This is a genomic window from Comamonas avium, assembly GCF_014836675.1.
GTDB classification, from domain to species: domain Bacteria; phylum Pseudomonadota; class Gammaproteobacteria; order Burkholderiales; family Burkholderiaceae_C; genus Comamonas; species Comamonas avium.
The window spans coordinates 365,633-391,705 of sequence record NZ_JACSQK010000002.1 but is presented as its reverse complement, the minus strand read 5'-3'; the positions used below and the strand labels follow the sequence as shown (position 1 = coordinate 391,705).

Genomic DNA, 26,073 nt, shown 5'->3' with positions numbered 1-26,073 from the left:
AAAATCAGCAGAAAAAAGCTGCGCACTCACAGGTGCACAGCACTCAGGTGACGAAGCACCAAGCCTTTGAGCAAAGGCAATTGTCCGTGGAAGAAATGCCCCCCATCCGGGACAACTGTTACAGGCAGTATCTGCGGGCGCGCCCAGTCCATGACCGATTGCAGCGGCACGGTGTCATCTTTCTCACCATGCAGCACCAGCGTGCGGTCATGGGCAGCCGGAGGCAGCGTGGCGGGTTCAAAGCGGCTGGCAGCCGTGCCAACCAGTACTACTTTTTCAACCCGTGCCTCATCCCATAAAGCAGCTACCGCGTGCGTGGTGACAAATGCACCGAAGGAGAACCCTGCCAGCGCCACTGCACCCTGGGGCGCCACCTGGCGTACCACTTCCATCAAATCCTGGGCCTCGCCCTTGCCTGCATCGTGCACACCTTCGCTGGCACCGACGCCGCGAAAGTTAAAACGAATGGCTTCCCAGCCCGCTTGCACAAAGGCGCGTGCCAAGGTCTGCACTACTTTGTTGTCCATGGTGCCGGCAAACAAGGGGTGCGGATGGGCGATCACCGCCACGCCTTTGGGCGTGCCCGCAGGGCGGTCACGCAGGGCTTCGATCAGACCGGCAGCGCCGGCGAGGGTGAATCGTTCTGTTTGGGCGTTCAATTGCAACTACCTAATTTATAGCTACCTGCGCTTTATGAATAAGCACTGGCGGCCAGAAACACTTGGGATTGGGGCTGTGAGTCGGTTTCAGCGGCCAAGTTCCGGGGGAACCAGCAAACGTTCAACCACTGTGCCGTTTTTCAGGTGTGACTCGACAATTTCGTCAATGTCTGCGGTATCGAAAAAGGTGTACCACGTCCCCTCGGGGTAGACCACGGCGACCGGGCCTGCAGCACAGCGATCCAGACAGCCTGCCTTGTTCACGCGCACCTGGCCTTTGCCCGCTAGGCCGGCATCTTTCACGGCTTTTTTGCAGTGGTCAAAGCCTTCCTTGGCGCCATGCAAAGCACAGCAGTCTTCGCCATTGGGGCGTTCGTTCAGGCAAAAGAAAATATGGCGACTGTAGTAGCCGCTGGAGGTGTGTTCACTCATGGTGCAAACATTCTAGGCCGTGGCCATGCAATCCACTGGGCCAGTGAAAAGGTGCCCTAGCTAGGCTCAGGTTGCCGCTGTGTCAGGCGCAGCGCCACATAGCCCAGCACAGCATAGGGCCAGGCCCAGCCCAGCCATTGCCCCAGCCCGTAAAAACGCATGAAGCGTCCCTGCTCCCAAGACTGCAGGGTGTCGGCAAAGTAGGGGTTAAGCGGTGCCTGGTTGAGCCAGTTGAGCTGCCACATCAGCACCAAAATCAGCAGCACTGCACACCAGCGACGTGGCACTGGCAGCGCGCAGACAGCCAGCAAGATGGCCGCCACAATTCCCGCCTGTGTGGGCAGCGTGTTCCACGCCCAGGCGTGGTTGGGGCCATAAGCCATGGCCGATGACAACGCAGTGGCCGCAATGCCCGCCGCAATGACAACGATGGCCAACACCGCCCGACGGCCGCGATGGACCATCAGCATGTAACCCAGCAGACAAGGCGCCAGCAAACCCAGCATGACGCACAGCATTTCTGCACTGGGCATCAGCGGTACCAGCGGCTCTTCGCGCAGGGGCAGCCAGTCCATGAAGGGCGTACCCTCCAGCCATTCGTCCAGTGTTTTATCCAGCCGCTCCAGCACCTGCCCCAGGCTAAAAGGCAGCGTCGCCGGAAAGAGCAGAGCAATGGGCCACAGACCAATCAGCACCAGTCCCCCGTGGGGCTGCTGATCAAACCAGCGCTGCCTAAATACGCTCCATCGCTCCAGAGCACCCAGCCGCTCCAAGGCGGCAGCCAGCAAAGCGCCCATCAATGCGCCTGCGGCGTTGAGCACAAAATCCAGATTGGAGGGGACACGTCGCGGCAAGTAGATTTGCAAAAACTCCATGCTCAGCGACAGCGCTGCACCACTCAGAAATGCGGCGGGAATGGACCAGGCCCGCCAGCCACTGCGCAGCCCTCCCAGCGCCAACAGGAAACCCAAAGGCACATAACCCACAATGTTGGTGTTGACGTCAAACCACGTCCAGTACGGAGGAGGCAGTGGCGCCGTCACAAACACCCAGGGCGAAATGCCCTGCACCCGCCAGCCGTCGAACGGAAACAAGCTGGCGAAGACAATCAGTGCGATGTACAGCATGGCCAGTGGCCATGCCGAGGTCTTGAACACAGGCTGCCCCTTTCCGGTGGGCGGACGAGGTTTAAAAAGGCTTCACAACGACGAGGATCACGATGGCCACGAGCAGCAGCACGGGCAGTTCGTTGTACCAGCGGAACCAGCGGTGGCTGCGCTGGCATGTTCCGGCCATCAACTGACGCAGCAACACGCCGCAGCTGTAGTGATAACCCGCTACGGCCAGTACCAACACCAGCTTGGCATGCACCCAGCCGCCCGCTTGCCAAAAACCAAAGCCCAGCAGCAGCCACAGGCCCAGTGCAATGGCAGGAATCGCCAAGATGGTGGTGAAGCGCAACAATCGCTGCGACATACCGATCAGGCGTTCACGCTCTGCCACAGAGCCCGGCGTCACCATGGCCAGATTCACAAAGATGCGCGGCAGGTAGAAAAGACCAGCAAACCAGCTGGTCACGAAGACGATATGAAAAGCTTTGACCCACAACATGGGCACAGTGTAAGGCGCAGACTTGGCGCAAAAAAAGCCCGGCCAAGGCCGGGCGTGAAAATTCCTCTGGAAAGAGGCCTGCTCAGGGAGGTGAAGCAGGGAATGCGGCAAGCCGCGCTCGGAGGCCAATCTAGCATTGCGTTTGGGCACGCGCACCGGGACTATCCCCAAGGACAAGCTTGACTGGGCTGTGCCGGGATCGCTCACACAGAAGTATCGACAGGAGCACAATGGCAGGCATGCATCTGTCTAGCCCTACCCCTTTTCCGCAAAGCCGTCCCCGCCGTCTGCGCCGTGATGCTTTCACCCGCAACCTGGTGCGTGAGAACCACCTGACAGCCCATGACTTCATTTACCCGGTGTTCGTCCACGAGGGCAGCAGCCGCCGCGAGGCCATTGCCTCGATGCCCGGTGTAGAGCGCCTGAGCCTGGACCTGCTGCTGCCTGTGGCCCAAGAGTGTGTGAAGCTGGAAATTCCAGTGCTGGCGCTGTTTCCCGCCATTGACACCAGCCTGAAGACACCTGACGGCAAAGAAGCGCTGAACCCTGATGGTCTGATCCCCCGTGTGGTGCGCGCACTGAAAAAAGAGTTCCCCCAGCTGGGCATCATGACCGACGTGGCGCTGGACCCCTACACCAGCCACGGTCAGGACGGCATCCTGGATGAAACCGGCTACATCCTCAATGAAGAAACCGTGGAAGTGCTGGTCGGCCAGGCCCTCACGCACGCCGAAGCCGGTGTCGACATGGTCGCCCCCAGCGACATGATGGACGGCCGCATTGGCGCCATCCGCGAAGCACTGGAGCTGCAAGGCCACATCTACACGCGCATCATGGCCTATAGCGCCAAGTACGCCAGTGCCTTCTACGGCCCCTTTCGCGATGCCGTTGGTACGCGTGGTGCGCTGGGCAAGGCCGACAAGAACGTCTACCAGATGGACCCGGCCAACTCCGATGAAGCCCTGCGCGAAGTGGCCATGGACATTGCCGAGGGTGCAGACATGGTCATGGTCAAGCCCGGCATGCCCTATCTGGACATCGTGCGCCGCGTCAAAGATGAGTTCAAGGTGCCCACCTTTGCCTATCAGGTCAGCGGCGAGTACGCCATGATCAAGGCCGCTGCAGCGAATGGCTGGCTGGACCACGACGCCGTCATGATGGAAGCGCTGCTGGCCTTCAAGCGTGCCGGGGCCGATGGCATCTTGACGTACTTTGCGATCGACGCGGCCAAGAAGCTGCGCGGGCTGTAACCTCTGGGCCTGCACCGGGTGGCTGCACAGCCGCCCGGTTTTCATAGCTGTCAGCGCCTGAACAGCCTGCGTTTTTGGCCTTTTTGACCTTACATCTATGCAACTGCTGCTGATTCAGCCTGCCACCAAACAGGTGCAAGACCTGGGCACCTGGCCGCCCGCCGAGTCCACCGCCCTGCCGCGCCCCGAGGCCGGTGCGTTTTACTGGCTCTCTTGCGAGCGCAGCGAATTTGAGGCGCAGCTAGCGGCTGTTCAGCCACTGCTGCTGTCGCTGTGCGGCACACCGCTGGTGGATCTGCACATCTCCGACCTGCTGAACGCACACATCCCATCCACGTTTGACTTCACGTCGGATTACGACGTGCTGGTATTTCGCCGACTGGACCTGCCGCAGGCCCAAGCGCCCTCCACCACCAAAGGGCTGCCTACCGCGCCCGTGGGCTTTGCGGTGTTTGACGAGATCTTGCTCAGCGTGCACCCCAGCGCATGCCCCGTGCGTGAGCACTACCTGCAGCGCTTGCTCTCGCCTGCAGGCACTTTCCCCGAAAAACGCAGCGCAGGCAGCCGCCTGCCGCCCAGCAGTGCTGACCTGATGCTGCGCCAGATCGACCAGATGGTGGACGGCTACCAGAGCCTGCGCCGCGACATGGCCAAGCAAATCGATGGCTGGCAGATGGCCTTGCTCAACCCCAAATCCCGCTTTAACGACTGGGCCGAGGTGCTGCAGGCGCGCCTGGGGCTGCACCAGCTCGATGAAATCTGTGAAGACCAGCGCGCTGCCGTGCAAGACTGGATTGATTCGCTGGACGGCTGGAGCAGCGAAGACAGCAGCAAAACCGCACGCCGCGCGCTGGAGCTGCTGCGCGTGCGCTCGCGCGACGTGCTGGAGCACATTGAACGCGTGATTCACCACGTGCACCGCATGGAGCAAAGTGCCGAAGCCGCCATGCAAATGCACTTCTCCGCACAGAGCAACCGTGCCAACGACATCATGCGCACCCTCACCACACTGACCGCCATCTTTCTGCCACTGAACTTGATTGCGGCCGTGTTCGGCATGAACTTTGACGTTCTGCCCCTGGTGCACAAAGAAGATGGTTTTTGGTGGGCCATGGGCGCCATGGGCCTGATTGGCCTGGTGCTGCTGGTGTTCTTCTGGCGCCGCCGGTACATTGAAAAAGACAGCTTGCTGGGCAACAATGATTAAAAAGAAGAGCTGCTAACGCTTATGAGTCAATAACTTCAAATACAAAAGTATTTGAAATGCTTATGAATACAGCGCAAGCAGCTTCTCTTTTAATGGCACATCACAGCGAACGGCGCAAATACTGGTCAAAAAATGCCAGCGTGCGGTCTTTGGCCTGCACCGCGCTGATGTCGTCATAACTGCCACGCTGGTCACAGTTAAAACCGTGGTCGGCCTCGTACAAATGCACCTGTACACTCGGGTGTGCATGGCTGAAGGCCTGCACGCTGTCCACCGAGATATGCGCATCCAGCGTGCCAAAGTGCGCCATCACCGGAATGCGTGGCATGCGCGCCATGTCAGGCGCAACCGTCATACCGCCCCCGTAGTAGCACACAGCCGCAGAAAGCTCATCGAGCTGCTGCGCCGCGCGCCACGTCAGCAGGCCGCCCCAGCAAAACCCCAGCATGCCCACACGCTCGCCGCTCGATTGCTGCACCCACTGCGCGGCAGCCCGAACATCTTGCAGCACGCCCTCACCCGGCAAAGCCTCTGCGGCCGCTTTCAGCGCTTTGCCGCGCGCCATGCCTTCGGCGTCATAGCCCAGATCCACATCCGGCTCCAGCCGTGCAAAGAGTGCCGGAGCAATCGCCACAAAACCCCGCGCAGCCAGCCGATCGGTCACGGCACGGATGTGCGCATTCACGCCAAAAATCTCCTGCGCCACCACCAGTGCGCCGCGCACCGGCCCTTCGGGCTGTGCCACCCATGCAGGGATTTGCACCCCGTCTGCTGCCATTAGCTGTACAAACTGTCCCATGCCTGCCCCTTGTATGTTGTCGTTGTGCCATGGTCTCATCCGCACCAACCTTACCTACACTTCGACCACACCACTGGTAACTTTAAGCAATCTGCGTTCCACTTAGCCCATTCACTCCCAACGCCTACCGCCCATGGATTTAAAACCGCTGATCACCCTGGTCGCCATCGTCAACCCGCTGGCGATCGTGCCGTTTTTCATCCATTACACCCAGGGATTTAACGCTGAGCAGCGCACGCAAACCATCCGCACCGCGGCCTTCAGCGCGTTTGTGGTGATTGCCGCATGCGCACTGATTGGCCTGCAGGTACTGGATTTCTTCAACATATCGCTGCAAAGTTTTCAGGTCGGCGGCGGCTTGCTGCTGCTGCTCAGTGCCATGAACATGCTGAACGCACGCCCTGCAGAAGACCGCCCTCACGAAGCCACGCTGGAAGCCGGGGCCGAAAAAGCGGCCATGGGCAACAGCATTGCGGTCGTTCCACTCACCATCCCCCTGCTCACAGGCCCCGCAGCCATGTCCACCGTGGTGATTTACGCCGATCAGGCCGCCAATTTCTGGCAACACCTGGCACTGGTGGGCTATGGAATTGTGGTGGCCGCTTGCGTGTGGGGTAGTTTTTCGATGGCAGAGCCCATCGCCCGCGTTCTGGGCAAAACCGGCATCAATGTGATGACGCGGCTGATGGGCTTGATTTTGGCCGCGCTGGCCATCGAAGTGATGGCGGGCGGCCTGGTGAAGATTTTTCCCGTCCTGGCAGGCTAGGCTTTTGTTCACGCACGGTTGCCGCCGTGCGTGCCAAGCAGCCCGGGCGGCTACGCCGCCGCTTGCGCTACCTTGTGTGCCTGAACCGAATGCTGGTCATGGTCTTCGGGCTTGGAACACGCACCGCCACAACCGCTGATCAGTTGCTCGGGCAAAGACTCCGTGTGGGCCACTTCGCCCGTCTCCGGGTCAAAGCCGACGCTTTGCATGTGCTGCGCCAAGGCCGCATCCATGGTCTGGGCGTGGTAGCTGAACCAGGAGGCCAGCTCCGGCGTCATGCCGCGAATCATGGTGAAGTTGCCCTGCTCACCGTTCTTGGCACCTTCTCGCATGATTTCCAGCACCACCTTGTGCTGGGTGGCATGGCAGTTGCCTACAGAAAAGCCTGTGGCCTCCATCCAGCGGTCTTCCTGCCCAAAGTGGGCTTCCGTATGCGCGATCAGTTCTTGCCACAGCGGTTCAAGTTCTTCGTCCGCAGCGCTTTCCACAGCCGCCAGCAGATCGACAAACTCTTTGTGCGTTTCATCCATGGCAGGAACGTTCAGCTCCAAAGCTGCGCTCCATTCCAACGTCGCCATAGTGCAACTCCTTCTTATGGGTTTGTTTCAGTGAACCGAGCTTAAAGAGGAGATTTCTTAGGGATTTGCGTCACATCAAATTCTGACCAGCCCAAGGCATTGACCTACAGCCTTGTTTTCCCTAAAGCAAAAAGCCCTGCATTGCAGGGCTTGGTTGTGCACGCTATATGCCACACGTCATGTGTCATGCGCCATGCAGCGTCAAATTTCAGCCATTACTGGCCAAAAGTACGCTTGGCATCGTTTTGGCATTTGTCCTTCACGTCGCCCGACAGGGCATCGCAACGCTCCATGGCCGCCTTGTAGTCGGCTTCACGCACATTCTGTGCTGCGTCCTTGCGAACCTCAGACACGTGCGCCGCCTTGGCGTTGCCATCTTTGCTGCCGTCTGCCCGCGCATCCGCTACCTTGGCCGCTTCCAGAGCTTTCACGTGTTGTGCCTTGGCATCTTTTTCACACACATCCTCGGCATTGCCCTTGAGGTCGTCACACTTTTCCTTGGCCACTGCGTAGGCAGTATCGGCCTTGGTCTTGGCAACGTTGTAGCGCCGCTTTTCGGTTGGATCTTTGCGGTGCTCCAGCTCTGCCTTGGCTACTTTCTCGCGGCCCTCAGCCTCTTTTTCACAGACATCCTTGGCATTCGCGGTCAGCGATGTGCACTGCGCTTTGGCTGCCTTGTATTCGGCCGTGATGCGCTGCTGCTCGGCCTTATGTTCTTCTGCAGTCAGTGCAAAAGCAGAGGTAGCCATCAATGCGGCTGCGGTCATTGCTATTAATTTTGGGGTGAATTGCATAGCGACTCCTTGTCTCAGAGATATAAAAAAAGCATGGGCGGCACGCGCCCATGCTTTGCGCCCTCAATGGCTTACTGGTCCCAACGGAAGTCGGGGTGGCGTTTTTGCCAATCCGTCAGCTGCTTTTCTGCCTCTTCCTTGGCGATACCGTGCCGCTCTTGCAGCTTGCCCAGAAACTGGTCGCGCTTGCCTGCAATCACATCGACGTCGTCGTCCGTCAGCTTGCCCCACTGCTCACGCATCTTGCCTTTGAATTGTTTCCAGTTTCCTGAGATACGGTCTTCATTCATAGCGACTCCTTTACGTGCATTCATCCATGCCGCACAGCAGAAAAACCAAATAAATCATGGCTTTACTGTTGTGCAGCGCGAACATTCACTGTACTGAGTCACGTGGGTGGCAGACGTAGTCACTGCAGGCGACGGACGGTAAGACCATGCCGCCCATGGCTGCAAGGCAGGCCTCAACGCTTGCTGACAGCCGTTACGGTCTGTAGCCAAAGCAGCATTTGCTGGCCTATCGCATCGACGCCCTGCGCCAGAGCCTGTACGCCCGCCGATGCATTGGGCGCAGCGGCTGGCTGGCGCACTTCAAAGACCTGCTGCGCCAGCAGCACATCGCCTTGCGGTGCGGGGTCGACCAGGGTGGCGCGTACCCGCACCCAGCCAGCGCTCTGGCGTGCACTGGCAAACACATGGCTGAATTCTTCCAGCGACAAGCGCAACACCGGAACCTGTCTGCCCTGCACACTGGGCGGCAGTTCCCCGGCTTCTGCAGACAGTACGACCCGCCCACCTTGGCCCAGGTGCTCACGCAACCGCTGCAACACCATCTGCGCGGGCGGCAAACTCCAGCGGGCCTGGGCATAGGCGTGCAGCACCTGGGCATCGGCATAGGCCAGCCGGTAACGCACGGCGGTATTGCCGTCTGACTGCAAAGGGGCCTGCATCTTGGCCAGCGCCACGGGCTGCAGCGCATCGCTGGCAGGGGCCAAGGCCGGGGGCACACCCAAGTCATAGCGCGCAACCGCCTGGGGAGGCTGTGGCAAGTTGCTGCAACCCGCCAGCAGCACCGCCAGCAAGCCACCAGCCAGCAAGCTGCGCCCGTTCAAGAGGCCTGATTTCATTGTTTGCATATGCTGCATCCTCATTGATTGGCTGGCGGGGCAACAAAACCCGGCTCACCCGGACCAGGCTTGCCGCCCACGCCGTATATCAAGGCCTGGGGGTTGTCTCCAATGCCAGAAACTGCACTGCCCAGCTGCCGTGCCGCAGAGGACACGTCAGTGGCCGCCTGGTTGATACCGGGCAAAGTGGCGCGGTCAAAGCGCTCTGCTGCACGCGCCATGGACTGAGAGCCGGCGGTCATTTGCTCCAGCACCCCACCGGGCTCCTGCACAGCCGAAGTCATCTTGCGCACATCTTTGGCCAGTGCGCCCGCCTCGTCGCCTGCGCGCTCCATCGCTTGCATGGCACGCCGTGCATCCTGCGCCATGGCGGGAAACTCGCGCACCGCGGGCACGACCTGCTCACGCAAGGTGATGTTCATGGACCGCGTCACCTCGCTCACATTGCCTGCGGCGTCCGACAGGTTCGACAGCAAGCTGCTGAACCGCGCCTGATTGTCATCGCCCAAAAGCTGGTTGATGCGCTTGGTCGCCTCATCCACTTTGCTCAAAATCGTCATCCCCTGATCCGCAAGCACGCTCAGAGGGGAAGATTTCATGGGCAGACGGGGCAGGCCGCTTTCCCCGGGGGGCATCTCTGCGCCCGGCGGGGTCAGATCATCGAGCTGAATGTGTGCAATGCCCGTCACTCCCTGATAGCCCAGCATGCCGAACGTGCCCGTGGTGGAGACTGGGGCCTTGCTGTCCACAGCAATGCGAATCAGCACGTTGCCTTGCTGCGCATCGTCAAACGTAATGTCTGTCACCTTCCCGACGGCCACCCCCTTGTAGCGCACCGTCGCCTGGCTTTGCAGCCCACTGATGGCATCCGCCGTGGACAGCTCATAGAGCCTGTATTCATGGCGATCGCGGGTCAGCCACAAGGCCAGACCTGCCAGCAAAACAGCCAGCGCCAGCACAAATGTGCCTGCGGCCATGGCATGGGATTTGTTTTCCATGGTTAATGCCCTCCTTGCGGGACTGGCGCCATGGCACGACGACCACGCTCACCCTGAAAGAACGTTTCAATAAACGGATGCTTAAATTGCGCCACCTCGCGCGGCGTACCTGTTACCAGCACCCGCTTTTCGGCCAGCACGGCCACGCGGCTGGACAGAGCGAACAAGGTGTCCAAGTCGTGCGTGACCATGATGACGGTCAGCCCCAGCTCGGCGTGCAGCTCGCGCAGCAGCGCACAAAATTCATCAGAACTGGTGGGATCCAGCCCAGCCGTTGGCTCATCGAGCAGCAGCAGCGGGGGGTCCATGATCAAGGCGCGAGCCAGCGCCACGCGCTTGACCATACCACCCGAAAGATCTGCAGGCATGCGCGTGGCGTGCTCCGGTTTCAGGCCGACCATCTGCAGCTTGATCATGGCGGCCTCATCCACCATGGCCTCTGGCAGCGTGCCTTGCTCGCGCAGCGCAAAACCGATGTTCTCCAGCACATTGAAGGCTGAATACAGTGCCCCGTGCTGAAACAGCATGCCCACACGGGCGGCAGCGCCCTCACCGCACAGTTGCGCCGCAGGTTTGCCCAGCGTTGTGACACTGCCTTTGCCGGGGTGCAGCAAGCCCAGAATCTGCCGCAGCAGCACGGTCTTGCCCGTGCCAGATCCCCCCACAATCGACAGCATTTCTCCGCGAAACACCGTCAAATCCAGATCCTGGTGCACTGCAAAGGCTTTATCGCCCTCACCAAAGATGCTCCAAAGCTTGTCGACGATGACGACGGGTTCGGTGTTGTGCATTGCTGTCATGGCCTAGAACCCCACGTCCTTGAACGCAATGGCAAAAATAGCATCCACGATGATGACCATGGTGATGGATGACACCACCGAGGCCGTGGTGCCCTCCCCCAGGCTCTGGGTATTGGGCTGCACCCGCAGGCCCCAGTGGCAGCCGATCAGGGCGATGAAGATGCCAAACACCACAGACTTGGACATGGCCAGCACCAGATTGCCGACCTCCACCGCGTCGGGCAACGTTTGCCAGAAATACCCTGCAGAAATGCCCATGGTCAAATCCGCTGCCAGCATGCCGCCGCCCAGAGCGGCCAGCGTGGTCCACAAACTGATCAAGGGCATGGCCACCGCCAGGGCCATGGCGCGCGGCATGACCAGCCTGAAACCGTGGCGTATGCCCATGACCTGCATGGCATCCAGCTCCTCGGTCACGCGCATCACACCAATTTGCGCCGTAATTGCAGAGCCTGATCGCCCCGCCACCAAGATGGCAGCCAGCAGTGGCCCCAGCTCGCGGATCAAAGAGATGCCCAAAATATTCACGATGAAGGCTTCCGCCCCGAACTGACGCAGCTGCAAGGCCATCAGATAGGCCAGCACCACCCCGATCAGGAAGCCCACCAGCGCTGTAATGGGTAGCGCCGTAGCCCCCATGCTGTAGAGGTGACCCGAAAAATCGCGCCATGGGCCCTTGCGCGGATTGCGCAGCAAAGACCCGAAATCCAGCGCCAGTTGGCCCACCAGCTCCACCAGATGCAGCAAGTGGTCCAGCGAATGCAGCACCAGCAGGCCCAGCTGGTTGACCTGGTCCATCCAGCACCAGGGCTTGCGCGCCGGCGCGGGGGCCTGCTGGAATGAGGCCACGCGCGTGAGCATGGCGCGCTGGCCGTCTGTGAGCCTGAGATTCTGTGGCCATGCATGCTGCCAGTGGTTCCAAAGCAACTGCGCACCCACGTGGTCCAGCCACTGCAGCCCCTGCAGATCCCAGCCTTGTGCAGGGTTGGCACCACAGGCCTTCAAGGCTTTTTGCAGCGCTTGCCAATGTTTGCGCTGCCCCAGTTCTGCGGCCCCCCAGCGCCCTTGCAGCAGCGCCCACGCACCCTGGTCGTCCGAGGTGATCGTCAAGCGTGGAGTGGTGTCTGTCATAGCAACGTGCAAAGCCAAAGTGCGCCAAGCTTACAAGTTTTCTACGAAGAGTCCGAAGGCAGAGCGCGGGCAGGCGTGTCAGCCACTTGGCAACAACCTTACTAATCCGTAAGCCTGGGACTACACGCTTTCCCTATCGACAGACGGCAGCATCTCTTCAAAATGGCAGCACTAGCATCCACTTCGGATGCTTGTTTTAGGCCAGTTACCGCTGGCGAAGATCATGAGCGACACCACTTTCGACTACATCATCATCGGAGGCGGAACCGCAGGCGCCTTGCTGTGTAACCGCCTCAGCGCAGACCGCAATGTGCGGGTCTTATTACTCGAAGCGGGTCGCAAAGACGATTACCACTGGATCCACATCCCCGTTGGATACCTGCACTGCATAGGCAACCCACGCACAGACTGGCTGTATCAGACAGAACCAGATGCCGGGCTCAACGGACGCAGCCTGCGCTATCCACGCGGCAAAACACTGGGTGGCTGCTCCAGCATCAACGGCATGATCTACATGCGCGGTCAGGCCCGCGATTACGACCAGTGGGCACAGCTGACGGGCGATGACGCGTGGCGCTGGGACAACGTGTTGCCTGCCTTCAAAAAGCACGAAAGCCACTGGCGACTGGATGAAGGCCAGCCCCACGATGCGGCGTTTGCCGCTTGGCACGGCAACAAGGGTGAGTGGCGCGTCGAAAAACAGCGCCTGCGCTGGGACATTCTGGATGCCTTTTCCGAGGCTGCACAGCAGGCGGGCATTCCTGCCACCCCGGACTTCAACACCGGAGTCAACGAAGGTGTGGGCTACTTTGAAGTGAACCAGAAAGATGGGCTGCGCTGGAACACCGCCAAGGCTTTCTTGCGCCCGAAATGCTATGGCCGCCCTAATTTCGAGATGTGGACCATGGCCCAGGCCACCCGTCTGGTCACAGAGCGCCAGTCCGATGGCTCATTGCGCTGCACCGGAGTGAAAGCCTGGATTGGCGATGAGCTGGAACACCTCACGGCCACGGAAGAGGTCATCCTGTGCGCGGGGGCCATCAATTCACCGCAGTTGCTGCAACTGTCGGGCATTGGCCCGGCCAATTTACTGCGCGACAAGGGCATTCCAGTCACGCTGGATTTGCCGGGCGTGGGGGCCAACTTGCAAGACCACCTGCAGATCCGCTCGGTCTACAAGGTCAATGACACGCCCACGCTCAACACCTTGACCGCGACACGCTGGGGCAAGATGCGCATCGGGCTGGAATACCTGCTGCACCGCACGGGGCCAATGAGCATGGCACCCTCACAGCTGGGTGCGTTCACGCGCAGCCACCCCGACATGCCGCACCCCAATCTGCAATACCACGTGCAGCCTTTGTCGCTGGATGCGTTTGGCGAGCCGCTGCACAGCTTTCCCGCCTTCACGGCCAGCGTGTGCAACCTCAACCCCTCCAGCCGTGGCACGGTGCAGATCAAGAGCCCCAATTTTGAGGACGCACCCTCGATTGCCCCCAATTACCTGAGCACGGCACATGACCGCCAGGTAGCAGCAGACAGCCTGCGCGTGACGCGCAACATCGTCAGCCAGCCTGCGCTGGCACGCTACAAGCCAGAGGAATGGAAGCCGGGCACGCAATACCAGACCGATGAAGAGCTGGCCCGGCTGGCGGGCGACATTGCCACCACCATCTTCCACCCCGTAGGCACCACCAAGATGGGGCGTGACGGCGACAGCATGGCCGTGCTTGACAGCCATTTACGTGTGCGTGGCGTGCAGGCACTGCGTGTGGTGGATGCCGGTGCCATGCCCACCATCACCAGCGGCAACACCAACAGCCCAACGCTGATGCTGGCTGAAAAAGCGGCGCAATGGATTCGCGCAGACCGCAAGGCACGCAACGCCAAAGTGGAAACGGCTGTCGCTTCTGCCATGGATGAGCCCATTCACGCCCTGACGGTTTGACGACTACAAAACAACTGAAGCGCAGATCCACTTAAAAAGTGAGCTGTTAACGCTTAATACACAACGCTTTCAGATATAAAAGTATTTAAAAACGCCACTGCATAAGCGATACAAGCTCACTTTTAATCACCGCCGCTTTTTACACACGATGCCGTGCAGGGCCAGGCGGCAAGCCACAGCGCCTGCATGGCAATGGCCTCGCACCGGCGGGTAACGGGCAACAGCACTCAGCGCAAGCCCCCGATATAGCGTTCAGCATCGCCAGCCCCCGGCGCATTGCTTTCGCGCAGATTTCGGCTCGCCCGCTGCGCCAGCGGCGGTACGGACGGTGAGGCTGGCTGTGCACCGGTCGGCAGCAGCGCCTCCAGCTTGCTGGCCAGGTCAGCCAGTTGCGCATCTCCGTCTTCCCGGGCTTTGGCCCGTGCAACGCGCACCACTTCACGCGCGTAGTCGTCGTTTTCGGCCATCCAGTCGGTATCGGTCACACGGCCCGCCTTGCGCCGCAAGGCTACATGCAGGTGTGCTGCCGTTGCCACACGTTCACTGTTTGCCATCACCCACTCCTTGCTTGATTGCTGCACCGAGCCCTGTGACTCCAGGGCATGGCGGTCTCCCACCGCACGCCGCAGGCTGGAGCATCGGGTTCATGCTTACTGCCCCACGTGCTCCCGGTGCTGGGTAATGTCCAGACCTTGCTGCTCATCGTGCAGCTCCACCCGCACCGGGGTCACCCGGTCGGTCAGCCACATCAGCACACAGGTGGCCACAAAGCTGTACACGGCCACCGCAACCACGGCCACGGTTTGCGCCAGCAGGTTGCCACTGGCGCCCGAGATGGTGCTGCTGACAAACACCCCGGTGAGGATGGAGCCCACCATGCCCCCAAGGCCGTGTACGCCAAACACGTCCAGCGAATCATCGGCACCCAGCCAGCGCTTGAAACCCGTTGCGCCCCAGTAGCAGACCAGGCCAGCCATCGCGCCAATCAGCAGCCCCGAGCCCATGTCCACAAAACCGGCTGCGGGCGTGACCGCCACCAAACCGGCAACCAGACCCGAGCACAAGCCCAGCAGCGAGACGCGCCGGCGGAACATCCACTCGCCTGCCGCCCAGCCAATCGCACCGCCGGCTGCTGCCAGATGGGTCACCACCATGGCCAGTGCTGCGCGCCCGTCGGCTGACAGGGCAGAGCCACCATTGAAACCGAACCAGCCCACCCACAGCAGGCATGCGCCCAGCATGGTCCAGCCCAGGTTGTAGGGCTGAAACGCTTCGCGTCCATAGCCCGTGCGCTTGCCCAGATAACAGGCGCAGGCCAGCCCTGCAGCGCCCGCATTCACATGCACCACGGCCCCGCCAGCAAAGTCCAGCGCCCCCATGCGCGCCAGCCAGCCACCGGGCTCCCACACCCAGTGGGCCACGGGCACGTAGACGCACAGGCTCCACAGCGCCATAAACAGCATCAGCGCACCAAACCGCATGCGCTCTACAACAGCCCCCACGATCAACGCAGCAGTTATGATGGCAAACGTCAGTTGAAACAGGGCGTAGGCTGCCTCCGGAATATGCGCAGCCATGTGGCTGACCGACAGCTGCTGCGCCGCCAGCTGGTAATCCAGCCCCGCAAACCAGATGCGCTCCAGCCCTCCCAGCCAGCGGTTACCGGGCGTAAAAGCCAGCGAATAGCCCACGGCAAACCACACCACACTGACCACGCAAGCAGCGCCCAGTACTGCCGCCAAGGTGTTGAGCACATTTTTGCCGCGCACCATGCCCGCGTAAAACAGCGCCACGCCGGGCAGCGTCATCAGCAGCACCAGCGCCGCAGATACCAGCACCCAGGCCGTGTCGGCACCACGAATTTCGTCAAACCCCACCATGTGCTGCGCCTGCACCCGCACGGGCAGTGCCATCAGCGCAGCAGCAAGCACCATCCAGCCCAGCGTGTTGTGCATCTTCATGTCCATCCCCCTTTGCTTTTTGGTGACAGCCACCAAGCACAAGCTGTGCCCGGCTGTCTTTGCGCTAGCTGCGCCCCCACCACATGGCTGTCAGACGTTTCCGAACAAGCTTGCGGGAAATCCCCGATGCACCAGACCGATGCAGCCGTTACAGTCCATCCACTCAAGCGCTGCACCAAGGTGTAGCAAAGAGGGCCCGAGGAGACAAACTCGATCCACAAACAGACCAATATCTAAAAAGCATCCGCCAATGAGATGCCTTTCCAAAGCGCCGGTACCCCCGGCGCTTTTTGTTTGGGCAAGTGACAGCTTCACGCCGTCAGGGCAGCGCACAATCGACCACCATGGAATGGATCTTTATCTCTCTGGCTTCAGCCCTGGCTGGTTTTGTGGATGCCATCGTGGGCGGTGGCGGGCTAATACTGGTGCCCGCCATGTTTGCTGCATTTCCCACCGCTGCACCCGCCACCTTGTTTGGCACCAACAAAAGTGCTGCGGTCTGGGGCACGGCCATGTCAACGTGGCAGTACAGCCGCCGCATCTCCATCACCTGGCCCACCATCATTCCGGGCATCGTGGCAGCAGGTGTCGGTGCCTTTGCAGGTGCATGGGCCGTGACCCTGGTCAACCCCGACTTTCTGCGCAAGCTGCTGCCCTTCATCTTGCTGGGCGTGCTGATCTACACACTGGCCAAAAAAGAGCTGGGCCGTGAACACACCCCCCACCGCAGCCAGCGCGCTGCGCAGTGGCTGACAGCAGGTATCGGTCTGGTCATCGGGTTTTACGACGGCTTTTTTGGACCTGGCACGGGCAGCTTTTTTGTCTTCTTGCTCGTCCGTCTGCTGGGCTATGACTTCTTGAACGCGTCCATCAACGCCAAGCTCATGAACGTGATGACCAACCTGGCGGCCATTGCCCTGTTTGCGATAAAGGGGCACGTGTGGTGGCACTTTGCCATTCCCCTGGCCATTGCCAACGTGCTGGGCAGCGTGCTGGGCACCTGGATGGCGCTGCGCCATGGCGCAGGCTTTGTCCGCGTGATTTTCATTGTGGTGGTCAGCCTGCTGATCTGTAAAACCGGCTGGGATGCCTTTGGCGGGTAAACCCGAGCCTCGTAGACGCAAACCCTTGGGGGCTGCTCAGGCAGCCTTCTGCGCTGGCGAAGTCTCACTTCTATAATTGCGGGTTGCTTTCGCCGCCAAGCCGCTCTTTTTTGGTGCATTGACACCAACACCCAGCGGCACTGCCGGGCACTGTTGTGTGCTGGCTGTGGCCTCTATTTTTTTCCGCGCCGCGTGGTGCGTGCGGAGGCCCCATCTCTGGGGCCGGGGGTCTGGACCCTGCGAATGTCTCCAGGAACTACACATGAAACGCATTTCCCTGATCGCCGCTGCCGCCGTTGCAGTGTTGGCTACAGCTGGTGCCCACGCCCGCTCGTTCGAAGCCATCCAAAAAGACGGCACTATCCGTCTGGCCACTGAAGGCTACTACACCCCGTTTGCCTACTTTGAAGGCAAAAAGCTGACCGGCTTTGAGGTGGAGCTGGCCGAGCTGATGGCCCAGAAAATGGGGCTGAAGACCGAATGGAAAACCATTTCCTTCGACGCCCTGCTGACTGGCCTGAAGCAAGACCGCTGGGATTTGGTGATCTCCTCGCACGGCATCACCCCCGAGCGTGAAAAGGCCGTCACCTTCACCGCCCCGCACTACTGCTCAGGGGCTCAGGTGATTGCACTGACCGACGCTATCAAAAGTGCCAAGGATCTGACCGGCAAGACCGTCTCTGCGCAAACCGGCACGACCTACCTGGACTACGTTCAAAAGAACGTGCCCGGTGTCCAACGTGTGGTGAACTTTCCCACCAACGAAGCCGCCCTCAATGCGCTGATGACCAAGCGCGTTGACGCGTGGGTGACCGAGCGTTTCCTGGCCAAGGAAATGCTGCAAAAGAACAGCAAGATCAAGTTCAACCAGGGCGAGCTGCTGTTTGTCGAACGCGTTGCCTCGGCTGTCTCCAAAGACAACCAGGCTTTGGCAGCCGCATGGAACAAGGCATTTGCCGAGTCTTTGAAAGATGGCAGCTACGCCAAGATCTCGCAAAAGTGGTTCCAGGAAGACATCCGCTGCCCGGAATAACGAAGCATGGGTAGCCCCGTGGTCCGTCAGCGCTAGCGCCCGGCCACTGCACCCTACGCCCTGAAGAGATTGCTCCAGGGCGTTTTCGTTTTTCCATTCTGGTTTTTCTATGCTTACTGCTATCTGGCCCACCCACTGGAGCCGCACCCAACGCAGCAACGCCACCCTGGTCACAGCCCTGTTGCTGATGGTGGTGGTGGTGTCTGCACTCGGCCAGTTGCTGGCCCTGCTTCCCGAACCAATTGGTGACCACGCCGGCGAATTTGCCGAAGGCGCACGCACCACGCTGTACCTGACCTTGATCAGTGGCTCTGCCGGCCTGCTGCTGGGCGTGGCTGCAGCGCTGGCCCGTACCTCGGGCAATGGCCTGCTGCGCAGCATTGCCAGCACCTACATCTGGATCATTCGCGGCACGCCGCTGCTGGTACAGATTCTGTTCATGTACTTTGCCCTGCCGGTGCTTGTGCCAGGCCTGAATCTGCCTGACTTTGCCGCTGCGGTGATTGCGCTGGCGCTCAATGTGGGGGCCTACAACGCCGAAGCCGTGCGCGCCGGCCTCAACGCCGTGCCCCGCGGGCAGGCTGAAGCCGCCCGTGCGCTGGGTTTGCCCAAAACCCGTGTGTTCACCGATGTGGTGTTCCCGCAGGCGTTCAAGATTTCGCTGCCTCCACTGGTGAGCAACTTTGTGGCTTTGCTCAAAGACTCTTCGCTGGCCTACGCCATTGGCGTGGTAGAGCTGACCAACGTGGGCAACCGCATCCAGTCGTCTACCTTTCAGCCTGTAGAAACGCTGCTGACGGTGGGCGTCACCTACCTGGTGCTGACCACTTTGGTGACCCAGGTGACCGCAGCCATCGAATACCGTTTTGACGTGGAAGGCCGCCAAAAATGAGCCAAGCTGCCAATACCCGCACGCCCTACATCGTCTGCAACAAGGTGACCAAAAGCTTTGGCACGCACCAGGTGCTGCAAGGTGTATCCACCGCATTCAGCAAGGGCGAAGTAACCGTCATCATCGGCGCTTCTGGCTCGGGCAAATCCACGTTGCTGCGGGCACTCAACCGCCTGGAGCCGCACGACGGCGGCACGATCACCATCGACGGCGTGCCCGTCACCGACCACGAAGCCACGCTGCAAAAGCAGCGCTGCGAAGTGGGCATGGTGTTTCAGCAGTTCAACCTGTTCGGTCACATGACGGTGCTGGACAACGTGACGCTGGCACCCCGGCGCATCCACAAGATATCGCGCAGCGCTGCCAACGCCAAAGCCATGCAATTGCTCGAACGCGTGGGCATGCAGGACCATGCACACAAGTACCCGTGGCAGCTCTCGGGTGGTCAGCAGCAGCGCGTGGCCATTGCGCGTGCGCTGGCCATGGAGCCACAGGTGATGCTGTTTGACGAACCCACCAGCGCGCTCGATCCCGAGATGGTGCAGGAAGTGCTGGAAGTGATGCGCAGTCTGGCCAAGGAAGGCATGACCATGATTGTGGTGACCCACGAAATGGGCTTTGCCCGCGAAGTGGCCGACCGCGTGATGTTCTTTGACCAAGGCTGTATTGCCCACGAAGCACCGCCGGCAGAGTTTTTTGCCCGCCCTGCCAACGAGCGCATTGCCGCATTCATCGGCCGCGTGGCACACTAGGCGCTGTTTTCACACCCGTTGCGGGCTATCAAACAAAGGAGCTATTAGCGCCTGTGTTTTCAGAGTTTCAGCATGTTTTGATGCTGAAACATAGAGAACATGAGCGCTGACTGCTTCTTTTTTTATATCTGCCTTTTCACATGCGCACTCAACGCTGGGGCCTTTCGGCCTTGCTGGCCGTCACCGTCGTCTGGGGCACCACCTTTCCGGCCATGAAGCAGCTGTCGGCAGACCTGTCTGCGCTGCAGATCATCTGGCTGCGTTTTGGCATGGCCGCCGTGGTGTTGCTGCCCCTGTGGCGCGGCATGCGCAGGGCCGAATGGCGCTGGGGCCTGGGGCTGGGCGTGCTCAATTTCCTGGCCTTCTGGCTGCAGATTGAAGGGCTGAGCCACACCACCAGCAACCGCAACGCCTTCGTCACCGGATTGAACGTGCTGATGGTGCCTTTGATCGCCTGGCTGGTGCTGCGCCGGCGCATGGGCTGGCAAGTGTGGGCCGCCTGTGCCATGGCCGTCGCCGGCATGTGCCTGATGTTTTTTGAAGACAGCCCGTGGAATTGGGGCGACACGCTCACCCTGTGCAGCGCTGGCGTCTACGCCGTCTATATCTTGACCATGGAAGCGGCCGCTCTGCGCAATCAGGCCGCTCCACTGCGCGCCACGCGCATGGCGGCAGCGCTGGCGGGTTCCATGTGGGTATGCACCACGCTGATGCTGCTGGTGCAACCTAACGGCATGGCCCAACTGCATACACAGGCCATGGCGCTGTCTGCCAATGCCTGGGGTGCACTTATTTACCTGGGGCTGATTGCCAGCGCCATGGTGGTCATCTTTCAGGCCTGGGGCCAGCAGCGCGTAGATGCCATGCGCAGCGCGATTGTGTATGGACTGGAGCCGGTGTTTGCCGCGCTCACCGCCTGGTGGCTGATTGACGAACGCATGGCAATGCTCGCCTTTGGCGGTGCAGCCTTGATTGTGGTGGCCCTGATTTTCAGCCAGTGGACCCCACCACCCTCGCGGACAGGCCAGCGCACAACACCTGCCGACACCGCCCGGCACGGCACCTGAACGCCTTGGGCTGCCGTGCGCTGCTTGCGTGCGTGCATGGTGCATGGTGCGTGCTGCGTGCTCAGCCCCACAACATGCCGTGCAAGGCATGCACCAGACCACCCACGCCAATCACCAGCAACAGCACGGCCGCCACCAGCAGCAAACTCCGCTGCAGTGCGGGCCGCACCAGTTTGCGCACCAGCAGTGTCAGCAGCAGCAGGGTTGAAAAATCCAGCACGATCCACAGCCCGGTCAGCAGCGCAATGCTGTGATCCGGCGACGGCAGCACCCCCATGAATTGCGGCAGAAAAGACGCAAAAAAGATGATGTCCTTGGGGTTAGAAATGCCCAGCGCAAAGCCCCGGACAAAGCCTGCGGGTGCGGCTACCAGGCCCGCGGAGGCCTGACCGCCTGCAGGCGCAGCGGTCTGCGGCATCTGCAGCGCCTCTCGCACCATGCCCCAGGCAATCGTGCTGATGTACGCGCAGCCCAGCAGGCGAATGCCCACCATCACAGCATCGTCCATCACCAGCAAACCCTTGATCAGCAGCGTAGAGACGGCAATCAGCACCAGCGACGCTGCGTTGGTGCCGGCAATGGTCTGCAGTGCATGGCGCATACCGCCCGCCAGCCCGGCTCGCAGCACCAGCAAAGTGACAGGCCCCGGCGTTACCAGCAAGGACACCACCGAGGCGGCAAACAGCGCAGTCAAAGAAAAATTGAGATCCGTCATAGGCATAAATAGCTGGTGTCGCCCCCTCATTGAGGGAGGCTCAGACTACAGAGACCCCCAGCGGCGCAGCATCAGAAAAACGGGAATGACCAGCACGCACAGCAGCAGCGACAGCTGGTTGGCGCATGCCAGATTGCCGTCCAGCACCTGATTGAAAATGGCCAGCGACAGCGTTTCCGTGCGCCCCACAATGTTGCCGCCCAGCATCAAAGACAGCCCCACCTCGCCCAGCCCGCGCCCACCCGCCAGCATCAGCCCGGCAGCAATGCCACGCCGGGCCAGCGGCAGCTCTACCCGCCAGAAAATCTGCCATGCAGACAGCCCAAAAGTGGCCGCCGCCTCGCGCAGGCTGGAGGGAGTACTGGCAAAGGCGTTTTGTGTGGGTTTGACCATCAAGGGCAGCCCGGCCACAAAAGCGGCCACCACCAAGCCTGCAGGGGTAAAGATGACCTCTGGCTGCATCCAGTGCGGCAGCGCCTGCATGAGCCAGCCATGGCGCCCCAGCAGCAGCAAGATGGCGTAGCCCAGCACAATGGGCGGAAAGACCAGAGGCAGGGTGACCAGCACATCCAGCCATGGGTTGCCGGCCCACTGGCGGCGTGCCAGCTGCCAGCTGATGGCGCCGCCAATGACCAATTGCAGCAGCAGACTCCAGCCTATGACCTGGGCGGTCAGCCACACCGGTGCGCTGGTGCAGAACATGGGTGCGCCGAACGCCACCGTTCGATTTACAGCCCGTGGCGCTGCATGACTGCACGCGCCTGCGGCGTGGCAATGAAGGCCAGCAAGGCCTGCGTGGCGGCATTGTCTGCGCGCCCATGGATTGCGGCCATGCTCAGCTCAATCGGGTCATAGCAGTCTTGTGCAATGGTCAGACTGGAGCCAGCCTTGCCCTGCAGCGACTGCGCTTCCGTCGCATTCACGAAACCTGCATCGACATGTTCTGTCAGCAAATAGGCGCTGACCTGGGGCACGGTGGAGACCTCCAGCAGCTTGCCCTGCAAGGCCGCAGCCAGCCCGGAGCGCTCCAGACACGTGAAGGCCGCTTTGCCATACACCGCCTTATTGCGGTCAGGCACGGCAATGCGTTGAAACTGCGGCAGGCTCAGGTCTGCCAAGTCCTTCAGGGCGTGGGCCTTGGAGGCCACCAGCACCAACTGGCCCTTGCCCAGGCGCTCAAACGTCTGCGCCAGCTGCATGGGCTCCAGAAACGCCCGGTCACCAATCAGCACGCTGATGTCTGGATTTTGCTGCGCCTGCACCTGCACCTGTTTCATGTTCCCAAAACTGGCCTCCGCCTTGATGCCGGTGGCACTGGTGAATGCCTGCAGCAACTCCAGCACGGGCTTGCGGTAACCAGCCCCCGCGGCCACCAGTACGCCATCAGCGGCCATGGCAGGTACGGCCAGCGCCAGCGCGGCGCAGCACAAAAATAAACGTCGAAACATGTGGGCTCCACGGCCTGGACAAGGCGCTAGATATGACAGAGTGGGAATGTGTGCCTGCCGCCCGCAAGGCAAGGCGGCTTGAGTGCCAGCCGCAGACAGCAACTGGGCACATGACAGGCAATAATACCGCAGCGCTATTCTATTTTTGAATAGCGAAACAATCCGCCAAATCACTGCCCCCTGCGCACAGCTGCCGTGTCTTGCACCCAGGCTGCCATTGCAGGCGCTTTTCTTTCTGCCAACGCTTATGACCGACACCCCGCATCACCCTCCCAAGATTGAGCTTCAGCCCATTGGCTTCATCCGCAGCGCGTTCCAGTCGGTGCAGGGCATGCCCATCCAGACTGTGTCCGCCACCCACGTTGAGGGCGCACTGCAAGTGCTGCCGCAGTTTCAGCCAGGTCTGCGGGATATTGAAGGCTTTGAGTACCTGATCCTGATCACGCACCTGCACAAGGCGAGCGAGAAACTGGAGGTGGTGCCCTTCATGGACACCCAGAGCCACGGCGTCTTTGCCACACGTGCCCCTGCACGACCCAACCGCATGGGGCTGTCCATCGTGCAACTGATCAGGGTGCATGAAGGCTGCCTGCACTTCAGGGGCAACGACATGCTGGACGGAACGCCGGTGCTGGACATCAAGCCCTATGTCCCCGCGCTGGATGTACGCCAGACCGAGCACATTGGCTGGTTCAGGCATGGGCTGGCCCAGCTGCCCACTGCGCAGTCAGATGCACGCATGGCTTGAGGCAGTCCATGCTGCCCAGGTGCAGGTGGTGGCGGTGAACAAGGAACGGCCACCGTGCAAGAGCCGGGGTTTCAGCCGGGGATGCAGCCAGACGTTACCCAGAAAGTGCGCATGCCCTCGCTGTGCAACGGGCAGCAGGTTTTAGTCCTCGGCCTCTGGCTCCAAGCTGGCGGGTGCAGTGTCAGGAGCGCGGGGGGAGGCCATGTCACCACCGCTTAAACCTTCCATCACACGGGGAGCGCCCAGCCCGGGCAGCTCCATGCGTTCAAACGCCGCCATCATCTCTTGCCCACTGCGTGGCACACCAATGGGGCGAGAAGCCTGGCCCTTGCGCACTGCAGCCATGTCTTCCACGCTGGGGTACTGGTCCAGCAGCCAGTAATCAAACACGCGCCGGGCAATAGGTGCAGCAGCGGCCGCGCCAAAGCCTGCGTTTTCCACAATCACGGCCAAGGCAATCTTGGGGTTTTCTGCTGGCGCGTAGGCAATGTACAAAGAATGGTCACGCTGGTGTTCAGCCAGTTTGGCCGCGTTGTACTTGTCTTTCTGGCCCACACTCACCGCCTGTGCAGTGCCTGTTTTGCCCGCAGAGGTATAGGGAGCTCCGCCAAACACACCACGCGCAGTACCTTCAACCGTCACTGCAGCGACCGCGCTGCGCACGGCTTCCACGTGCTCGGGCTTGTAACCCATGGAGGTGCCCGCATCCTTGTACAGCGGGCTGTACGCGCGGGTGACCGCATCCACCGTGCCCTTACCCAGATGCGGGCGGTGCTGAATGCCGTGGTTGGCCAGCATGGCCGTGGCATGTGCCAGTTGCAGCATGGTGAAGTGGTTGTAGCCCTGGCCAATCCCCAGCGAGATGGTCTCGCCCGCATACCACTTCTTTTGCTCCGGCCGCTTGTAGGTATTGCGTTTCCATTCGGTGCTGGGCAGCACGCCGCGCGCTTCACCCACCAGGTCAATGCCCGTCTGCTGCCCAAAGCCCATGGGAGAGAGGTATTCATGGATGGTGTCCACACCCATGTCATTGGCCAGCATGTAGTAGTACACGTTGGAGGATTTGATGATGGAGCGGCGCAAGTTGGTCGGGCCGTTGGGGTGGCCTGAGCGGAAGGTGTGCCCCCCAAAGGTCCAGCTGCCATTGTCCTGAATGATGGTGTCCACCTTGCGCTTGCCCGACTCCAGACCTGCAATCGCCATGAAAGGCTTATAGGTAGAGCCGGGAGGGTAGGAGCCACGCAAAGCCCGGTTGAGCAACGGACGGTCGATCGAGTTGTTGAGGAAATCCCAGTTTTCCTGGTCAATGCCGTCCACAAACAGGTTCACGTCGTAGCCCGGCTTGCTGACCATGGCCAGCACTTCACCGTTGCGGGGGTCCAGGGCCACCAGCGCACCGCGGCGCTCGCCATAGACATCTTCCACCAGTTTTTGCAGGCCAATGTCCAGGCTCAGCACCACGGTATCGCCAGAGGTGGCGGGCCGGCTGTTCAGGCGGCGTACCGCAAAGCCACCGGCCGTGGTTTCCAGCTGCTCCCAGCCCGTCAGGCCATGCAGCTGTTTTTCGTAACTTTGCTCAATGCCCAGCTTGCCAATCACTTCCGTACCCCGGTAGTTGGCATAGTCCTCGCTGTCTTCCAGCGCCTCTTGCTCGCGCTGGTTGATACGGCCGATATAGCCCACTACATGCCCGCCGACATCTTCGAGCGGGTAGTTGCGGAAAAACCGCGCCTTGATGTCCACGCCCGGAAAGCGCCAGCGCTGCGCCGTAAAGCGCGCAACTTCTTCATCTGTCAGCCGGCTGCGCAGGGGAATCGATTCAAAGCGTTTGGAGTCCTCCATGAGGCGCTTGAATTTGCGGCGATCACGTGGCGTGATCTCCACCAGTTCAGACAAGGCTTCGATGGTTTCTTCCAGATCCTTGATCTTGGAGCGTGTGATCTCCAGCGTATAGGCAGAGTAGTTGGTGGCCAGCACCACGCCGTTGCGGTCCAGAATTTTTCCGCGATTGGGCACAATCGGCACCACCGCCGTGCGGTTGCTCTCGGCACGCTCTGCGAACGCGTCATGGCGCACCACCTGCAAGACCGTCAGGCGAAACAGCAAAATACCCAGCAAGAGCAGCACCACAAGGGCCACCACCCAGATGCGCAGACGGAACTTTTGCAGCTCCACCTCGCTGTTGCGCACTTCAAAGCCACTCATGGCAGCTCCTGGTGCATGGGGACAAAACTGGGCAGTACATCACACCATCT

General features: G+C 60.8%; 28 protein-coding genes. 10 read left to right on the top strand and 18 right to left on the bottom strand.

Features of this window, described 5'->3' with window-relative positions:
* Positions 1 to 26: 26 nt before the first annotated feature.
* The 4 genes from H9646_RS04415 to H9646_RS04400 all read right to left on the bottom strand — a co-directional run bounded on the left by H9646_RS04415 (position 27) and on the right by H9646_RS04400 (position 2,702).
* Positions 27 to 659, bottom strand: coding sequence for an alpha/beta hydrolase (locus H9646_RS04415; protein WP_191722123.1), 633 nt, complete (start codon positions 657 to 659; stop codon positions 27 to 29).
* 87 nt (positions 660 to 746) lie between these two features.
* The gene (locus tag H9646_RS04410) at positions 747 to 1,091 is read right to left on the bottom strand and encodes a (2Fe-2S) ferredoxin domain-containing protein (protein WP_191722122.1); all 345 of its coding nucleotides are present in this window, start codon (positions 1,089 to 1,091) and stop codon (positions 747 to 749) included.
* A gap of 56 nt (positions 1,092 to 1,147) precedes the next feature.
* On the bottom strand, positions 1,148 to 2,248 hold the full coding sequence (locus tag H9646_RS04405) for a VanZ family protein (RefSeq protein ID WP_287914102.1): 1,101 nt from the start codon (positions 2,246 to 2,248) through the stop codon (positions 1,148 to 1,150).
* A gap of 31 nt (positions 2,249 to 2,279) precedes the next feature.
* The gene (locus H9646_RS04400) at positions 2,280 to 2,702 is read right to left on the bottom strand and encodes a CopD family protein (protein ID WP_191722121.1); all 423 of its coding nucleotides are present in this window, start codon (positions 2,700 to 2,702) and stop codon (positions 2,280 to 2,282) included.
* A gap of 239 nt (positions 2,703 to 2,941) precedes the next feature.
* On the opposite strand from H9646_RS04400, the gene hemB reads away from it, so the two are divergent.
* Together hemB and H9646_RS04390 are read left to right on the top strand one after the other, a co-directional pair.
* Positions 2,942 to 3,952: a porphobilinogen synthase gene (gene hemB / locus H9646_RS04395; RefSeq protein WP_191722120.1), complete on the top strand. Its 1,011-nt coding sequence runs from the start codon at positions 2,942 to 2,944 to the stop codon at positions 3,950 to 3,952.
* A 97-nt stretch (positions 3,953 to 4,049) separates the two neighbouring features.
* Positions 4,050 to 5,159 carry a magnesium transporter CorA family protein gene (locus H9646_RS04390; RefSeq protein ID WP_191722119.1) on the top strand — a complete coding sequence of 370 codons (1,110 nt, stop codon included), beginning with the start codon at positions 4,050 to 4,052 and terminating at the stop codon, positions 5,157 to 5,159.
* A 100-nt stretch (positions 5,160 to 5,259) separates the two neighbouring features.
* Here H9646_RS04390 and H9646_RS04385 read toward each other — a convergent pair whose 3' ends face one another.
* Entirely contained in the window at positions 5,260 to 5,958 is a 699-nt protein-coding gene (locus H9646_RS04385; RefSeq protein WP_191722118.1) for a dienelactone hydrolase family protein, read from the bottom strand.
* 133 nt (positions 5,959 to 6,091) lie between these two features.
* Between H9646_RS04385 and H9646_RS04380 the strand changes: the two genes are divergently transcribed.
* Complete coding sequence (locus H9646_RS04380; RefSeq protein WP_191722117.1) at positions 6,092 to 6,724, top strand: MarC family protein; 633 nt, start codon at positions 6,092 to 6,094, stop codon at positions 6,722 to 6,724.
* Between the two features lie 50 nt (positions 6,725 to 6,774).
* Here the strand turns inward: H9646_RS04380 and H9646_RS04375 are convergent, their stop codons facing one another.
* The 7 genes from H9646_RS04375 to H9646_RS04345 all read right to left on the bottom strand — a co-directional run bounded on the left by H9646_RS04375 (position 6,775) and on the right by H9646_RS04345 (position 12,151).
* Positions 6,775 to 7,302: a hemerythrin domain-containing protein gene (locus tag H9646_RS04375; protein WP_191722116.1), complete on the bottom strand. Its 528-nt coding sequence runs from the start codon at positions 7,300 to 7,302 to the stop codon at positions 6,775 to 6,777.
* A 215-nt stretch (positions 7,303 to 7,517) separates the two neighbouring features.
* On the bottom strand, positions 7,518 to 8,096 hold the full coding sequence (locus H9646_RS04370) for a hypothetical protein (protein ID WP_191722115.1): 579 nt from the start codon (positions 8,094 to 8,096) through the stop codon (positions 7,518 to 7,520).
* Between the two features lie 71 nt (positions 8,097 to 8,167).
* Positions 8,168 to 8,386, bottom strand: coding sequence for a CsbD family protein (locus tag H9646_RS04365; protein ID WP_191722114.1), 219 nt, complete (start codon positions 8,384 to 8,386; stop codon positions 8,168 to 8,170).
* Positions 8,387 to 8,559: 173 nt separating this feature from the next.
* A complete protein-coding gene (locus tag H9646_RS04360; protein ID WP_225213977.1) occupies positions 8,560 to 9,231 on the bottom strand; it encodes an ABC-type transport auxiliary lipoprotein family protein in 672 nt (223 codons plus the stop codon).
* Between the two features lie 11 nt (positions 9,232 to 9,242).
* The gene (locus H9646_RS04355; RefSeq protein ID WP_191722113.1) at positions 9,243 to 10,220 is read right to left on the bottom strand and encodes an MlaD family protein; all 978 of its coding nucleotides are present in this window, start codon (positions 10,218 to 10,220) and stop codon (positions 9,243 to 9,245) included.
* A 2-nt stretch (positions 10,221 to 10,222) separates the two neighbouring features.
* Entirely contained in the window at positions 10,223 to 11,011 is a 789-nt protein-coding gene (locus H9646_RS04350; protein WP_191722297.1) for an ABC transporter ATP-binding protein, read from the bottom strand.
* 12 nt (positions 11,012 to 11,023) lie between these two features.
* Complete coding sequence (locus H9646_RS04345) at positions 11,024 to 12,151, bottom strand: MlaE family ABC transporter permease (RefSeq protein ID WP_191722112.1); 1,128 nt, start codon at positions 12,149 to 12,151, stop codon at positions 11,024 to 11,026.
* A 223-nt stretch (positions 12,152 to 12,374) separates the two neighbouring features.
* Between H9646_RS04345 and H9646_RS04340 the strand changes: the two genes are divergently transcribed.
* On the top strand, positions 12,375 to 14,099 hold the full coding sequence (locus H9646_RS04340) for a GMC family oxidoreductase (protein WP_191722111.1): 1,725 nt from the start codon (positions 12,375 to 12,377) through the stop codon (positions 14,097 to 14,099).
* Between the two features lie 227 nt (positions 14,100 to 14,326).
* Here H9646_RS04340 and H9646_RS04335 read toward each other — a convergent pair whose 3' ends face one another.
* Positions 14,327 to 14,653: a hypothetical protein gene (locus tag H9646_RS04335; protein ID WP_191722110.1), complete on the bottom strand. Its 327-nt coding sequence runs from the start codon at positions 14,651 to 14,653 to the stop codon at positions 14,327 to 14,329.
* Between the two features lie 96 nt (positions 14,654 to 14,749).
* The gene (locus H9646_RS04330; protein WP_404813082.1) at positions 14,750 to 16,054 is read right to left on the bottom strand and encodes an ammonium transporter; all 1,305 of its coding nucleotides are present in this window, start codon (positions 16,052 to 16,054) and stop codon (positions 14,750 to 14,752) included.
* 350 nt (positions 16,055 to 16,404) lie between these two features.
* Here H9646_RS04330 and H9646_RS04325 point away from each other — a divergent pair, with 350 nt between their 5' ends.
* The 5 genes from H9646_RS04325 (at position 16,405) to H9646_RS04305 (ending at position 20,907) form a co-directional block, all read left to right on the top strand.
* Entirely contained in the window at positions 16,405 to 17,163 is a 759-nt protein-coding gene (locus H9646_RS04325; RefSeq protein ID WP_191722108.1) for a sulfite exporter TauE/SafE family protein, read from the top strand.
* Positions 17,164 to 17,425: 262 nt separating this feature from the next.
* On the top strand, positions 17,426 to 18,196 hold the full coding sequence (locus H9646_RS04320; RefSeq protein WP_191722107.1) for an ABC transporter substrate-binding protein: 771 nt from the start codon (positions 17,426 to 17,428) through the stop codon (positions 18,194 to 18,196).
* Between the two features lie 109 nt (positions 18,197 to 18,305).
* Positions 18,306 to 19,088, top strand: coding sequence for an amino acid ABC transporter permease (locus H9646_RS04315; protein ID WP_191722106.1), 783 nt, complete (start codon positions 18,306 to 18,308; stop codon positions 19,086 to 19,088).
* Positions 19,085 to 19,840: an amino acid ABC transporter ATP-binding protein gene (locus H9646_RS04310; protein ID WP_191722105.1), complete on the top strand. Its 756-nt coding sequence runs from the start codon at positions 19,085 to 19,087 to the stop codon at positions 19,838 to 19,840. Before H9646_RS04315 ends, H9646_RS04310 begins: the two co-directional genes overlap by 4 nt.
* 140 nt (positions 19,841 to 19,980) lie before the next feature.
* On the top strand, positions 19,981 to 20,907 hold the full coding sequence (locus tag H9646_RS04305; protein ID WP_191722104.1) for a DMT family transporter: 927 nt from the start codon (positions 19,981 to 19,983) through the stop codon (positions 20,905 to 20,907).
* A gap of 61 nt (positions 20,908 to 20,968) precedes the next feature.
* On the opposite strand, the gene H9646_RS04300 is transcribed toward H9646_RS04305, so the two are convergent.
* The 3 genes from H9646_RS04300 to modA are packed head-to-tail and all read right to left on the bottom strand — an operon-like array spanning position 20,969 to position 23,070.
* Complete coding sequence (locus H9646_RS04300) at positions 20,969 to 21,622, bottom strand: LysE family translocator (RefSeq protein WP_191722103.1); 654 nt, start codon at positions 21,620 to 21,622, stop codon at positions 20,969 to 20,971.
* 45 nt (positions 21,623 to 21,667) lie between these two features.
* Positions 21,668 to 22,324: a molybdate ABC transporter permease subunit gene (locus H9646_RS04295; RefSeq protein ID WP_191722102.1), complete on the bottom strand. Its 657-nt coding sequence runs from the start codon at positions 22,322 to 22,324 to the stop codon at positions 21,668 to 21,670.
* Positions 22,325 to 22,350: 26 nt separating this feature from the next.
* Positions 22,351 to 23,070, bottom strand: coding sequence for a molybdate ABC transporter substrate-binding protein (gene modA, locus H9646_RS04290; protein ID WP_191722101.1), 720 nt, complete (start codon positions 23,068 to 23,070; stop codon positions 22,351 to 22,353).
* A gap of 247 nt (positions 23,071 to 23,317) precedes the next feature.
* Between modA and tsaA the strand changes: the two genes are divergently transcribed.
* A complete protein-coding gene (gene tsaA / locus H9646_RS04285) occupies positions 23,318 to 23,818 on the top strand; it encodes a tRNA (N6-threonylcarbamoyladenosine(37)-N6)-methyltransferase TrmO (protein ID WP_191722100.1) in 501 nt (166 codons plus the stop codon).
* 141 nt (positions 23,819 to 23,959) lie between these two features.
* On the opposite strand, the gene mrdA is transcribed toward tsaA, so the two are convergent.
* A complete protein-coding gene (mrdA, locus tag H9646_RS04280) occupies positions 23,960 to 26,023 on the bottom strand; it encodes a penicillin-binding protein 2 (RefSeq protein WP_191722099.1) in 2,064 nt (687 codons plus the stop codon).
* Positions 26,024 to 26,073 lie beyond the last annotated feature (50 nt).